This is a genomic window from Cytobacillus dafuensis (assembly GCF_007995155.1).
In the GTDB taxonomy this organism is placed as follows: Bacteria; Bacillota; Bacilli; order Bacillales; family Cytobacillaceae; genus Cytobacillus; species Cytobacillus dafuensis.
This window is the reverse complement of record NZ_CP042593.1, coordinates 3,191,609-3,203,953: the sequence shown is the minus strand read 5'-3', so window position 1 is coordinate 3,203,953 and position 12,345 is coordinate 3,191,609. Positions and strand designations below refer to the sequence as shown.

At 36.1% G+C, this 12,345-nt stretch carries 17 protein-coding genes; 10 read left to right on the top strand and 7 right to left on the bottom strand.

The features are described from left to right. Positions 1 to 228: 228 nt before the first annotated feature. Entirely contained in the window at positions 229 to 585 is a 357-nt protein-coding gene (locus tag FSZ17_RS15270; RefSeq protein ID WP_057771417.1) for a GNAT family N-acetyltransferase, read from the top strand. Positions 586 to 657: 72 nt separating this feature from the next. Here FSZ17_RS15270 and FSZ17_RS15265 read toward each other — a convergent pair whose 3' ends face one another. Beyond that, complete coding sequence (locus FSZ17_RS15265) at positions 658 to 1,182, bottom strand: DUF309 domain-containing protein (RefSeq protein ID WP_322107586.1); 525 nt, start codon at positions 1,180 to 1,182, stop codon at positions 658 to 660. A gap of 156 nt (positions 1,183 to 1,338) precedes the next feature. Then, positions 1,339 to 1,434 (bottom strand): YjcZ family sporulation protein, encoded by a 96-nt coding sequence (locus tag FSZ17_RS15260; RefSeq protein ID WP_057771415.1) that lies wholly within the window; start codon positions 1,432 to 1,434, stop codon positions 1,339 to 1,341. A 198-nt stretch (positions 1,435 to 1,632) separates the two neighbouring features. Between FSZ17_RS15260 and FSZ17_RS15255 the strand changes: the two genes are divergently transcribed. The 3 genes from FSZ17_RS15255 to FSZ17_RS15245 all read left to right on the top strand — a co-directional run bounded on the left by FSZ17_RS15255 (position 1,633) and on the right by FSZ17_RS15245 (position 3,831). After that, positions 1,633 to 2,385 carry a segregation/condensation protein A gene (locus tag FSZ17_RS15255; protein WP_057771414.1) on the top strand — a complete coding sequence of 251 codons (753 nt, stop codon included), beginning with the start codon at positions 1,633 to 1,635 and terminating at the stop codon, positions 2,383 to 2,385. A gap of 79 nt (positions 2,386 to 2,464) precedes the next feature. Continuing rightward, positions 2,465 to 3,049: an SMC-Scp complex subunit ScpB gene (gene scpB, locus FSZ17_RS15250; protein ID WP_057771413.1), complete on the top strand. Its 585-nt coding sequence runs from the start codon at positions 2,465 to 2,467 to the stop codon at positions 3,047 to 3,049. Positions 3,050 to 3,408: 359 nt separating this feature from the next. Further along, positions 3,409 to 3,831, top strand: a complete 423-nt coding sequence (locus tag FSZ17_RS15245; RefSeq protein ID WP_057771412.1) for a hypothetical protein — start codon at positions 3,409 to 3,411, stop codon at positions 3,829 to 3,831. Positions 3,832 to 3,904: 73 nt separating this feature from the next. Here FSZ17_RS15245 and FSZ17_RS15240 read toward each other — a convergent pair whose 3' ends face one another. The 5 genes from FSZ17_RS15240 to FSZ17_RS15220 form a co-directional block, all read right to left on the bottom strand. Continuing rightward, a complete protein-coding gene (locus FSZ17_RS15240; RefSeq protein ID WP_057771411.1) occupies positions 3,905 to 4,261 on the bottom strand; it encodes a PH domain-containing protein in 357 nt (118 codons plus the stop codon). 95 nt (positions 4,262 to 4,356) lie between these two features. Continuing rightward, a complete protein-coding gene (locus tag FSZ17_RS15235) occupies positions 4,357 to 5,142 on the bottom strand; it encodes a DUF2705 family protein (RefSeq protein ID WP_057771410.1) in 786 nt (261 codons plus the stop codon). A gap of 2 nt (positions 5,143 to 5,144) precedes the next feature. Beyond that, the gene (locus FSZ17_RS15230) at positions 5,145 to 6,044 is read right to left on the bottom strand and encodes an ABC transporter ATP-binding protein (protein WP_057771409.1); all 900 of its coding nucleotides are present in this window, start codon (positions 6,042 to 6,044) and stop codon (positions 5,145 to 5,147) included. A 1-nt stretch (position 6,045) separates the two neighbouring features. After that, positions 6,046 to 6,267 (bottom strand): PLD nuclease N-terminal domain-containing protein, encoded by a 222-nt coding sequence (locus FSZ17_RS15225; RefSeq protein WP_057771408.1) that lies wholly within the window; start codon positions 6,265 to 6,267, stop codon positions 6,046 to 6,048. 13 nt (positions 6,268 to 6,280) lie between these two features. Beyond that, complete coding sequence (locus FSZ17_RS15220) at positions 6,281 to 6,820, bottom strand: helix-turn-helix domain-containing protein (RefSeq protein WP_057771407.1); 540 nt, start codon at positions 6,818 to 6,820, stop codon at positions 6,281 to 6,283. Between the two features lie 446 nt (positions 6,821 to 7,266). Between FSZ17_RS15220 and FSZ17_RS15215 the strand changes: the two genes are divergently transcribed. The 6 genes from FSZ17_RS15215 (at position 7,267) to resA (ending at position 12,329) form a co-directional block, all read left to right on the top strand. Then, entirely contained in the window at positions 7,267 to 8,157 is an 891-nt protein-coding gene (locus FSZ17_RS15215; protein WP_057771406.1) for a superoxide dismutase, read from the top strand. Between the two features lie 303 nt (positions 8,158 to 8,460). After that, on the top strand, positions 8,461 to 9,612 hold the full coding sequence (locus tag FSZ17_RS15210; protein WP_057771405.1) for a D-alanyl-D-alanine carboxypeptidase family protein: 1,152 nt from the start codon (positions 8,461 to 8,463) through the stop codon (positions 9,610 to 9,612). Beyond that, positions 9,605 to 10,192, top strand: a complete 588-nt coding sequence (locus tag FSZ17_RS15205) for a nucleoside recognition domain-containing protein (protein ID WP_057771404.1) — start codon at positions 9,605 to 9,607, stop codon at positions 10,190 to 10,192. Before FSZ17_RS15210 ends, FSZ17_RS15205 begins: the two co-directional genes overlap by 8 nt. Before the next feature lie 6 nt (positions 10,193 to 10,198). Then, a complete protein-coding gene (locus FSZ17_RS15200) occupies positions 10,199 to 10,732 on the top strand; it encodes a spore maturation protein (protein WP_057771403.1) in 534 nt (177 codons plus the stop codon). 169 nt (positions 10,733 to 10,901) lie between these two features. Next, entirely contained in the window at positions 10,902 to 11,624 is a 723-nt protein-coding gene (rluB, locus tag FSZ17_RS15195) for a 23S rRNA pseudouridine(2605) synthase RluB (protein WP_057771402.1), read from the top strand. Positions 11,625 to 11,804: 180 nt separating this feature from the next. Then, positions 11,805 to 12,329: a thiol-disulfide oxidoreductase ResA gene (gene resA / locus FSZ17_RS15190; RefSeq protein ID WP_057771401.1), complete on the top strand. Its 525-nt coding sequence runs from the start codon at positions 11,805 to 11,807 to the stop codon at positions 12,327 to 12,329. Positions 12,330 to 12,345 lie beyond the last annotated feature (16 nt).

The following is a 12,345-nucleotide window of genomic DNA, read 5'->3' as shown; positions in this document are numbered from 1 at the left end:
CGAATCAGAAATGTTAAATTGGACTTTACAAATATACCACATTAGTAAAACGAAGCCATTCAACGAATATCTTGGCAAACGCAAGTTTTTCTAAGCTAATAAGAATGATTATATTAATAAGCTTAATAAATAAAATGTGTGAAATTGATTAAGTTTTTGCTAATACGATCGCATAAGAAAAACTAAGCATTCGCCGAAAAACTTGGCGAACGCAAGTTGAGGGATAATATGTTAATACGATATAAGAAAGCATTTGAAAAGATTGCAATGGGCCTGTTGTCATTTATGCCAAATGAAAAAGATTTAAAAATATTGCAGCAGACAATGAAGCAATATGAAAATGATGATACAAAGCAATTATTTTTATGGAAAGATGGGGACGATATAATTGGTTTAATGGGGGTTTCATTTCAAGATAATACCGCCAAGATTGAACATATTTCTGTCAACCCTTCACATAGGCATCAAGGGATTGGAAAGTCAATGGTGAAAGCGTTCAAAGAAATGTATCCAGCGAAAGAGCTTATAGCAAACGAAAATACTAATTCATTTCTTCAAAAATGCGATTTAGAGGATTTTGGATAGGGGAGCGAATAAATTCTGTTTTTATTGTTGCTTCCTGTATAAAATGTCTAATATAAAAATAGCAATCATGATTTATCGATTGCTATTTTTATTTTTTAATGCAAATAATCGTTCTTTTATGACTTGACTGCGATCTCGAAGTAAATGTCGGTGAATAATCTGTTCATTTTCTAAATTACTAGCAGAACACCATTTTTGGCCGTCATTTTGACATTTATTTTTGCATTGAGAGAGTAATGATTGATCAATAATTGGCAAGTTATAGCTAAAATAGTTACTACCTTTTGAAATATTATTATGAATTAATCCTAAATCTTCCAGAAATTTTTCTTTGTCTAATCCTAACATGGATAGTTGATTCATATTTGCATTAAAAATGCTGATAGACTTGCTCAATGTTCTTTTTGCTCCACTGTAATTTCCTCGCCGATGATGATAATTAGAAACGGCAAATAAAATAAAACCTACCCAGATGGAACTTTTATTACTTGGGTCTACACTTTTCCAATAATCCTCAAGCACCTCGTGACACTCAAAATAATCTCGATCACTATGAAAATGAACTAAAAATTCAATATATTCTTTTGGATACATCATTACACCTCCTTAATAAATTTTACCATAGAAAGCGTGCTTCATACGATGAAGAAATGTTTGGAACGAGGACTTAAAAATAAGATAGGCATAATAAAAACCCGGTATAAACCGGGCAATATTAACGCCTTTAAAAGAGTACTCTCAGACTTTACTTCTTTAGAAGCACCAAGAAGCACCTACAATAATCAATAGAATAAACAATACGACAATTAATGCAAATCCTGTGCCCCCACAACAAAAGCCACCAGACATATTTAATACCTCCTGTTTCTTCTTAATTTATTGTTCAAAATCATCTTATGTAGGCATTTGTGAAATGGTATGGGCGGATTCATTATTTTCACCAATCTTAGTAAGAGTTATTTTTCTATTGGATAACGTGTATGAATAATTTATACTTAATATAGTCTTTATGTGGGAACTAATATTTAGAAATTTTGGTGAGAAAGTATGCATGAAATAAAGCATTATAATGTAAAGATTGATGCTTTTGAAGGGCCGCTCGATCTTCTCCTTCATTTGATTAATCGTCTTGAGATCGATATTTATGATATTCCCGTAGCGGAAATTACGGAGCAATATTTATTATATATCCACACAATGCAAGAGCTTCAGCTTGATATTGCGAGCGAGTATTTAGTGATGGCTGCAACTCTTCTAGCAATCAAAAGTAAAATGCTGCTACCAAAGCATGAAGAGGAATTACTTGAAAATGAATATTCCATTGAAGAAGAAGAGAATCCAATGGAGGAGCTAGTTGAAAGATTAATTGAATACCGAAAATATAAAGAAGCAGCTGTTGAGTTGAAAGAATTAGAGCAGGAGAGGGGCTTAATCTTTACTAAGCCACCGAGTGACCTTACAGATTTTGCAAAAGAAATAAAGCCTGAGAAAACAGATATAAATGTAACTCTTTATGACATGTTAGGCGCGTTTCAGAAGCTTTTACGCAGGCAAAAATTGCAAAAACCTCTTACAACAAAAATTGCCCGTCAGGAAATTCCGATTGAGAAAAGAATGGATGAAATTTTAAACGATTTAAAGGAATTTAAAGGAAGGAAAAGCTTTAACGACCTGTTTCCTATTCCTGATCGAGAGCAAATTGTTGTTACTTTTCTTGCTGTTTTAGAGCTAATAAAACGGAAAGAAATTCATATTGAACAAGATAGAAATTTTTCGGAAATCTTTTTAAGTATTATTTAGCTTCAGCACCATTGATTCAATTTGACACTAGAAGCTAAAAGGCTTCTCACTTTTCGAACAACGAAAGGGGTAGAATTACTTGGAAATCATTAATTGGAAGGGAATAGTAGAAAGTCTTTTATTCGCTGCGGGGGATGAAGGGCTTTCTCTAAAACAAATTACGCTTGTATTAGAAATAAACGAGTTGCAGTCTGAAAATGTGCTTAGAGAGTTGAAGGAAGATTATAAGAAAACCGAACGAGGCATAACAATTGTCGAGATAGCCGGAACCTTTCAGCTAGCTACAAAAAAGGAAAATTCCGATTATCTAAAGAAACTTGTTGTTTCTCCTTCCAACGCCACACTATCTCAGGCAGCACTTGAAACCTTAGCTATTATTGCCTATAAGCAGCCAATTACAAGAGCGGAAATAGAAGAAATTAGAGGTGTAAAAACAGAAAGACCTTTACATACTTTAGCAGCAAAAGCATTAATTAAAGAAGTGGGCAGAGCAGAAGGGACTGGTAGGGCTTATTTATATGGGACAACCAAAGAATTTCTCGATTATTTTGGTTTGAAAAGAATCGAAGAGCTGCCACCGCTTCCCGAAAAAGTTGAAGATGAATTCATTCAGGACGAAGCAGATTTATTCTTTGATAGGTTTCGGGAAACCTTTGATTCTTAAGTGAAGTCATATCATGATAAGTTCAACTAACAATCAGGGGTCACAATAGCAACACTGATTGTTAGTTGAATTTTATCGCAGATTAACGGGCAGTAAGACCCCCACTTCTAGGATTCGCATATGCAAAGAAGAGTAAGTGGTGGATCAACTGCCCGTAAATGCCCGAAGACGGACAGGATGTCCTAGTCAGGCGAAAGCCACAGGACGTGGCGTTTTGAGCGTGATTGGTTTAACTAACCATCAGTGGGGGATGAAGAAAAACCCCCACTGATGGAAGTTTCACTTTATGTTAATATAGATTTGTGCACTAAAACATGTAATTTTTACATATGAGGAATATGTTCTGGGAGGGGTTTTACATGCTTATTAAACAGTGTAAAGGCTATGAACTCGAAAAGGAAAAGTCTAATACATCTGAGGATTTCTTTAACAGAAGTGAAATAACCTTTGAAGAAGATGGACACGAAAAAACATTACATGTATTGTATGTCCGTTATTTTGAAGAATTAGTTAATGAGTATACACCATTCGAATCGAATCCAATTTTTAAAGCGGGTTCAGTTGATGTAGAACTAAAAGATATTGTTGCACTTGTTTGTTTATTGAAAAATCCAGGGTTTCGCCATCGGAAAAGAGTCTATATCAATTCGAAAATCGAATTTGCATCATATTTTCAAGATATAGATTTTTCGAAACTACCGGCTATCTTTGAATCATTAAATAGCCAAAGTAGCTTTAATCTTCGTTCACCATTAGAATATATTGTTCATCCACAAAAATAACTGTCTAAAAGAGCAGCATTCAAGCTGCTCTTTTTTGGCAATATTGTACCGTTTAATCATTAAGCCATTTTGATTATTTAAGTGAAGAGCAACGCAGCAAAATATTGTTTGCTAATTGTTCTGGATCTTCGCTTTCAATTACTACTTTGTCAAATTCATTTTCTTTCAAACTTAAAATTATTACTTTATTGTCTTCATGATAGGTTAAGAAATGTTTTTTTCCATCAATAAGGAAAATCCCAGCTTTATAATCCAATGTTGTAATGCCCGTTCTTTTTATTGATGTCAAGGGAAACTTGAAACTACCCGTCTGTACTTCAACGACTGAATTATAAGGAATCTTTATCTTCCGTTTTAAAGTAGTTATCGATGTCCAGCCTGAAATATCCAATATTAATTCGGTATCTTCCAATACAACTTGAACACTCACTTTTTATCTCCTCCTAGTTATAAATGCATGATCGGTTTATATTAAAACTCACTTTATACAAATGCTTCATCATGGTTGTGGGTATACATTCTAAGTCACATAGAGGGCAACTCTTTTTGGTTTAAATAATACTTTGATAAAAACATGAAAAGTACAATGAGGAATAAAGTTATAGTCACTGTTGTTAAAAGATGAGGTAAAGTATTGCCGGATATCATGATGTTGACTGCATGATTCGTCAAATAAGCGGGATTTAAGATTTGAAATCCAGCACCAAATGCAGTTATGGCTTTCAAAAGTATTAGAACGAAAATGGATAATACAGCGACTGCCGAGGATCTAGATAGTACAGCACCCAACATAAGTGCAAATGTTAATATGAACAGACACCAAATATAATAAACACCAAGCCCTACGAAGACTCTAGCAAAAGACACAGTGTTAAACAAATAGGAGGTATAAAATATTGCCATCAGAATTCCAATTGCTACTGACCCTGCTACAATAACAGCCTGCCCAATCCACTTGCTAAGCAAATACTCGCTTAATCTTGTGTTGCGTGTCAAAATAAACGCAAGCATTCCATTGTTTTTTTCCGATACAATGATCCCCATCATACCAATTACAATAATTATCAAGCCCAATTGGTCAAATTGATTAGTCAAGGTCGAAGCCAGAACATCTTCTGCAGTAAACTTAGGCAATGTAATCTCTATACCTTCAGGCAATCCGCCGGCAATTTGCAATATTTGAGGCAAATAATAGGATGAAAGAGGCTGAATGATTCCCAAAAACATAAATACCACAGGAAACCACAATATTTTGTAACTTCTTCTAGCTTCAAGCCACTCTTTCTTTAATAGAACAAATAGGTGGTTCATGTTTACTTCACCATCCTTAAAAAGATCTCTTCAAGGCTTTCCTGTACTAGTTCGAATTTTTGGACAGGCAGTTTCAAACGGTTAATATTGTCTAATAGCCAAATTCTCCCTTGATCAATATTTTTAACATGGACTTTTGCGGTACTTCCTGTTTGTACAATAGATTCAACGATATCTTCGTTTACAAGTTGTGGAGCCCACTCGTTAACTCTAGGTGCCTGAATAATAAATACTGGTTGTTGATTTTGATTAATTACCTGATTAATGTAGCCATTGACAAGTAATTTACCTTGATTAAGGATAAGTATCTTATCACAAAGCTCTTCCGCATCGTGCAGAAAATGAGTGGAAAATAGGATGGTTGATTTCTGTTTGATGAATTTTAACAATTCCAACATGTCTCTTCGCCCTATTGGATCCAGTGCGGAAACTGGTTCATCCATAATAAGCAACTTGGGTTGATGGATAAGCGCCTGGGCGATGCCTAATCTTTGCTTCATCCCTCCTGAATAGGTTCCGATTTGCTTATTTTCCGCATTACTCAGTCCCACTAAGTCTAGTAATTCATTTATTCGTTGTTCTAAGCTTTCCTTATCTATATTTGAAAGCCCCCCCATAAATACAAGCAATTCCTTTCCGGTCATCCACGAATAGAAAGTGGGATGTTGCGGCAAATATCCTATAAACTGACGCTTTTGGTCATGACACCCTCCTTCGAATAGAATTTGACCGCCTGTAGGTTTTGTTATGTCTAAAAGCATTTTAATAATAGTAGTTTTACCTGCTCCATTTGGACCAAGAAGAGCGACACATTCGCCGTAATCGATTTGAAAGTCAATGTTTTTAATGACCTCATAATCTCCGTAATTCTTTTGAAGATGGCTTACGTGGAGAATGTTCATATTACCTTCTTCTCCTTCCTAAGGTAAAATACAAAATCGGACCAAATATACTAACAAAAACAATAATCGCGATCCAAAGCCATTTATATTCATTGCTAAGATCCCTTTTTAACAAATCCCATAATGCCACAGAAATTAAAATTAATTGTAAAATGAGGATGGGAAGAAGAAGAGGCAGCCAATCCCCGAGTTTTTCTATTCCAATTTCATAGCCATAATGCATTTGCGGTTCCTCCTTATTCTCGTGATTTTTGTGGAATGAACATGCCTGCAAAAATTCGAGTGGTTCGTTCAGGTGTCAGCTTGTTATTTATCGCTTTTTCAATAGATTTATTAATTGACTGGACAAGCTCCTGAAATTCCCCGTCTGTTAGATGAATAGGTGTATACCAATAAGCAAATCCTTCTTGTTCATACTGTTTTGGAGAAGTCTCCGTCAGATAAGTTGTCGCTAACTGAAGCAAATTACCGTGAAATACTGAAAAATGACGTATATGATCTTCCTGTGAAGTAGCTTCTATTTCACTTTCAGGTACCTGTAAGTTCTCTTTCTTGACTGAAAACACTCGTTCTTCCGTTCCTTTTACTTTCTTCGTATCGATTATCTCAATAAGATCTGCATTAATTAAAAGATTAATATGTCGATACAAAGTAGCTTGAGGAACATCACCAAGAACATCTAAAAGTTGCGCAATTGTCAGCGGTTTCCCTAGTAGCAATTGTTGTACAATTCTCATTCGAATTGGATGAAGGAGCAGATCAGCTTTCCTTGTCATTTATTTCCCTCCAAAACCATTATCATTATATAAAATGATAATAGCATTATTTTTATAAAATGTATACAATTTATAGAAAATTTTCCAGAAGGATTGTAGTTAGTTATGTTTCCATTGGTGACTGAGATGATTGTTCCGTATGCGCTTGTGCATTTCTTTGTTTATCGCAGATTAACGGGCAGTAAGACCCCCACTTCAAGGATTCGCGTATACAAAGAAGAGTAAGTGGGGGATCAACTGCCCGTAAATGCCCGACGACGGACACGATGTCCTAGTCAGGCGAAAGCCACAGGACGTGGCGTTTTGAGCGTGATTGGTTCAACTAACCATCAGTGGGGGATGAAGAAAAACCCCCACTGATGGAAGTTTCACTTTATGCAATATTTCCTCCAATCAGTCATACGATAGAAAGGGAATCAGAAAGTTGAAAGGAAAGAGGGGTCAGAATGAGTCGTTTTGAGGGGTATATACAAGATGTAATTATGTGGAATAAAGAGATGCGAGCATTTCTTGAATCAGAGGATGTCAATAAAAATACTGAACTTTGGCATAGAATGGATGTTTTTACCGATATAATGGAAGGAATTAAAGGTCCTTTGAATATTGAAGATTTAACAGAAGTACAAGAACAGGTTGAAGAGCTACATGCTGGGATAGAGAAATATTTTGCCGAAAGACAGGAGGTTGGTGGCGTTTATATGCATGAACGAAGTATAGCTGCTGGTCAGCATACTCTCCCGCCACTTCCATACGCATATAATGCTCTGGAACCGTATATTTCAGAGGAAATTATGAGGCTACATCATGATAAGCACCATAAATCTTATGTTGATGGGTTAAATAAAGCAGAGATAAAGCTTGAGGAAGCAAGGAAAACGGGAGATTATGCACTTGTGAAGCATTGGTCACGTGAGCTAGCTTTCCACGGCTCTGGTCATTACTTGCACACAATATTCTGGAGTAATATGAAGCCAAAGGGTGGCGGAAAACCTGCTGGGAGACTACTCAAGGAAATAGAAACATATTTTGGGAGTTTTGAAGCCTTTAAGAAGCATTTTAATGAAGCTGCCAAGCAAGTTGAAGGTGTAGGATGGGCTATACTTGTTTGGTCACCTAGGTCAAGCCATCTTGAAATTTTACAATCAGAAAAGCATATGAATTTAACACAATGGGATACAATCCCTTTACTTGTATTAGATGTCTGGGAGCATGCTTATTATCTTCAGTACAAAAATAATCGTGGAGACTACGTCAATAATTGGTGGAATCTTGTTAATTGGAAAAATGTTGAGGAGCGCTTTCAAAAAGCTTCTGAGCTTAAATGGAAACCATATTAATTGATTAATAGAGGCTAACTGAAAGTAAGGTGATTTATTCCTTTAATGTCAGTCTCTTTTTATGTTGCTATAATTGAATTTTTTCTTTAAAGACCCATTCAAAATAGCTTTTTTGTCATAACCATACTTGTCCTGCATAAAATTGTACAAACCAAACAGAAAAGCGGAGGCGGCTTGCTCAGGGGCGACAAGCTTAAGACGGGCCGGCAGAAAGGTTGCTCTTTAACCTTTTTGTCGGAACGGCTTAAGACCTCGAGCCCCTAGCCGCTGAAGCTAGACAATAGGAGACGGGGTCTTTATGGAATGATAAATTTAAAAAAGCTTTTCATTTTTCCTTTGATTGCTGCATTGGTCATAGTTCTTATTCCACAGAAAGCAAAGGCTTCTGTAAATGTAAGTGCGCACAGTGCTATTTTAATGGAGCAGGGATCAGGAAGAGTTTTATTTGAAAAGGATGCGTACAAGCCAAGGAGAATTGCAAGTATTACAAAAATAATGACTGCCATTTTGGCTATAGAGTCTGGGAAAATGGATGAAATGGTGAAGGTTAGCGAGAATGCGGTAAGGGCAGAGGGGTCCTCCATTTATTTGAAGCCAGGAGAAAAGATCAAATTAGAAGACTTAGTTTTTGGATTAATGCTCCGTTCTGGGAATGATGCTGCTGTAGCCATTGCAGAGTATGTAGGAGGAAGTCTTGACGGTTTTGTTTATTTAATGAACCAAAAAGCTGAAGAAATTGGCATGGAAAACACATATTTTGCAAATCCACACGGACTAGATGATCATGAAAATCATTACTCAACTGCTTATGATATGGCGCTATTAACACGTTATGCTATGAATAATGAAGAGTATGTGAAAATCTCAGGAACAAAGGTTCATACAGCACCAAATCCAACTGAAAATTGGGATCGGAAATGGACTAATAAAAATCGATTATTAACAGGATTATATGAGTATTGTACGGGGGGGAAAACAGGTTTTACGAAGCGTGCTAAGAGGACACTGGTAACAACCGCAACAAAAAATGAGTTGGATTTAATTGCAGTGACATTGAATGGACCAGATGACTGGAATGATCATATCCAAATGTATGAAAATGGTTTCAACTCATATAAAATAGCTGAGGTTTTGCCAAAAGGCGAGTTAAATGCTATTAAAGATCAATTTTATAAGAAGAAAGTATTTATAAAAAATGGTTTTGAATATCCTATTTCTTCAGATGAGGAAGATCTCTTCCGTATTGAATTTAAAATGAAGAAACCAAATAAAGAGTGGCGAAAGAAAGAGGATGTACCAAAAATTGTTGGAAAAGCGATAGTATATTTTGATAATCGCCCGCTAAAAACGATTCCGATTTATTATAAGCATGATGAAGCTAAAGATAAAGAGACCTTTTTTGGGAATTTCAGGAGCCTATTTACTGCGATAGTTGGAGTAAAAACAGATGATTAACATAATTTGGGTATTGATGACAGTTATCGGAATTGTTTTTGCTATGATCAACGGAACAATGGATCAAGTAAATGAGGCGGTTTTCAAAGGAGCATCTGAAGCAGTTACGTTATGTATCGGATTGATAAGTATTCTCGTATTCTGGTTAGGAATGATGAAAATTGCAGAGGATGCAGGTCTATTAAAAAGATTAGCACTTTTATTTAAACCGATTGTCAAAAGGCTTTTTCCAGAAGTGCCGAGTGAACACCCTGCAATGGGTTATATATTATCAAATATGATGGCGAATATGTTCGGGTTAGGAAATGCTGCCACTCCACTTGGAATTAAAGCAATGGAAGAATTAAAAAATTTAAATGGCGGGAGTAATGAAGCAAGTCGGTCGATGATCACTTTTCTAGCAATAAATACATCAAGTATTACACTTATCCCAACAATGGTTATTGCAATAAGGATGAAATATGAATCTGTCTCTCCAACAGAAATCGTTGGCCCAACATTAATAGCTTCAATCAGTTCTGCATTAGGTGCCATAATAATTGATCGATATTTTTACTATCGAAGAACAAGAAAAGGATGAATTCGCATGCAAATTGTGTCGATGATCTCTTTATGGTTTATTCCAGTTCTGATTGGATTTATTTTAATATATGGTACATTCAAACGGATCCCCACTTATGAGAGCTTTGTAGAAGGTGGTAAGGAGGGGATCAAAATCGCTGTTTCAATCATCCCTTTTCTAGTCGGAATGCTTGTTGCGATCTCGGTTTTTCGAGCTTCTGGAGCACTCGAGTATCTCAACGAGCTGATAAGACCTGCACTTGAAGCAATAGGGGTCCCACCAGAAATTTTTCCGTTATCCATTATACGGCCGATTTCAGGCTCAGCTGCACTTGGTATGACGAGCGACCTCATTGCTACATATGGACCTGATTCCTTTATTGGCCGTCTTGCTTCCGTTCTTCAAGGGAGCACGGATACTACGTTTTATGTGTTAACAGTGTATTTTGGAGCGGTAGGAATTCGTAAAATGGGAGATGCACTAAAAGTTGGTCTCTTAGCCGATTTAGTTGGGATTATTGCTGCCATTGTCGTTGTAACACTTATATTTGGTATATAATATTTCATTTGCCATGAATATCTTGAAAGATATCTTCAAACGAAGGTATCTTTTCTTTTTTTTCTCAAAAGTTACCCAAGCTTTGAAAAATGCTCGATCTATGTCATAATTCATAAGGATAGAAATTGGTATTATCCTTATATTAAAGCAATTATTTGGGGTGACTTAATTGGAAAGATTACAAAAGGTAATTGCACATGCTGGATTTGCTTCACGCAGAAAGGCTGAGCAACTTATTATCGAAGGTCAAGTTAAGGTAAATGGAAAAGTAGTAAAAGAGCTAGGTGTTAAAGTATCATCTACAGATCGGGTCGAAGTGAATGGCATTCCTGTAGAAAGAGAGGAGCCAGTCTATTTTCTTCTTTATAAACCACGAGGGGTTATTTCCAGTGTTCAGGATGACAAAGGTCGGAAGGTAGTCACTGATTTTCTTCTAAATATAGAACAAAGAATTTATCCAATTGGGCGTTTAGATTTTGATACATCAGGGCTTCTCTTATTAACAAATGATGGTGAATTTGCGAATCTTCTCATGCATCCAAAAAGTGAAATTGAAAAGATTTACGTCGCGAAGGTGAAGGGGATACCATCACGTGAAAAAACGAAAAGTCTTGAGAAGGGTGTTAAATTAGAGGATGGAATGACTGCACCGGCAAAAGCAAAGATGCTTTCTATGGATAAGAAGAAGCAAACGGCCATTATTGAACTTTCGATACATGAGGGTCGAAATCGACAGGTAAGAAGAATGTTTGAGGCAATTGGCCATCCTGTCATGAAACTTAAACGGGAAAGATACGGTTTTTTAACTCTTCATGGTCTGAAACCAGGGGATGCTAGGGAATTAACAGCTCATGAAGTAAAGCAATTACGGACACTTGCCCAAGCAAAGTAATTTGTGGCGAAATTTCATAGAAAAGTCACATTTCCTTCATATCGTTAACATTATCATAGTGATAATAAATGATATAATTAAAATCAGACTGTATGGAAAATTAGGTATTCTAGAATGGAAAACAATAATACACGTGTGATATTTTATTGTTGAACTGACTTATACAAAGGAGATAGTTTAATGAAAAAAAAGCGACTAATGATAAGGGCAGTCATCTTACTCTTATTAGGAGCTGCAGTTGCTTACACTTTATACGCTAATTTTACAAAAGATGATGTTCAAAAAGCAGTGGTTGGTGAAAAAGCACCAGACTTTGTATTAGAAGATATGAATGGAGAGAAACATCGTCTTTCAGATTATGAGGGACAAGGAGTCTTTTTAAATTTTTGGGGCACATGGTGTAAACCGTGTGAAAGAGAAATGCCATACATGAATAACCAATATAAACAATTTAAAGACAAAGGTGTTACAATCCTAGCTGTAAATGTAGGGGAATCTGAATTGGCAATACAAAAATTTGCGGATCGGCACGGCTTAGAATTTCCTATTTTAAAGGATCCGGATGGACAGGTAATGACAGCTTATAAGATTGGCCCTCTCCCTGCAACGTATATGATTGACAAGGAAGGGAAAATAGTGAAATACCATACAGGTCAATTGACAGAAGATATGATTAAAGACTTAATGGAACAGGTTAAACCATAAGGTATAGGGAGTTTTT

Excerpts from the sequence above, each read along its gene's own strand:
- FSZ17_RS15270 (WP_057771417.1), top strand. The coding sequence starts at position 229 with ATGTTAATACGATATAAGAAAGCATTTGAAAAGATTGCAATGGGCCTG.
- FSZ17_RS15265 (WP_322107586.1), bottom strand. The coding sequence starts at position 1,182 with ATGATGTATCCAAAAGAATATATTGAATTTTTAGTTCATTTTCATAGT.
- FSZ17_RS15260 (WP_057771415.1), bottom strand. The coding sequence starts at position 1,434 with ATGTCTGGTGGCTTTTGTTGTGGGGGCACAGGATTTGCATTAATTGTC.
- FSZ17_RS15255 (WP_057771414.1), top strand. The coding sequence starts at position 1,633 with ATGCATGAAATAAAGCATTATAATGTAAAGATTGATGCTTTTGAAGGG.
- FSZ17_RS15245 (WP_057771412.1), top strand. The coding sequence starts at position 3,409 with ATGCTTATTAAACAGTGTAAAGGCTATGAACTCGAAAAGGAAAAGTCT.
- FSZ17_RS15235 (WP_057771410.1), bottom strand. The coding sequence starts at position 5,142 with ATGAACCACCTATTTGTTCTATTAAAGAAAGAGTGGCTTGAAGCTAGA.
- FSZ17_RS15230 (WP_057771409.1), bottom strand. The coding sequence starts at position 6,044 with ATGAACATTCTCCACGTAAGCCATCTTCAAAAGAATTACGGAGATTAT.
- FSZ17_RS15225 (WP_057771408.1), bottom strand. The coding sequence starts at position 6,267 with ATGCATTATGGCTATGAAATTGGAATAGAAAAACTCGGGGATTGGCTG.
- FSZ17_RS15220 (WP_057771407.1), bottom strand. The coding sequence starts at position 6,820 with ATGACAAGGAAAGCTGATCTGCTCCTTCATCCAATTCGAATGAGAATT.
- FSZ17_RS15215 (WP_057771406.1), top strand. The coding sequence starts at position 7,267 with ATGAGTCGTTTTGAGGGGTATATACAAGATGTAATTATGTGGAATAAA.
- FSZ17_RS15210 (WP_057771405.1), top strand. The coding sequence starts at position 8,461 with ATGATAAATTTAAAAAAGCTTTTCATTTTTCCTTTGATTGCTGCATTG.
- FSZ17_RS15205 (WP_057771404.1), top strand. The coding sequence starts at position 9,605 with ATGATTAACATAATTTGGGTATTGATGACAGTTATCGGAATTGTTTTT.
- FSZ17_RS15200 (WP_057771403.1), top strand. The coding sequence starts at position 10,199 with ATGCAAATTGTGTCGATGATCTCTTTATGGTTTATTCCAGTTCTGATT.
- resA (WP_057771401.1), top strand. The coding sequence starts at position 11,805 with ATGAAAAAAAAGCGACTAATGATAAGGGCAGTCATCTTACTCTTATTA.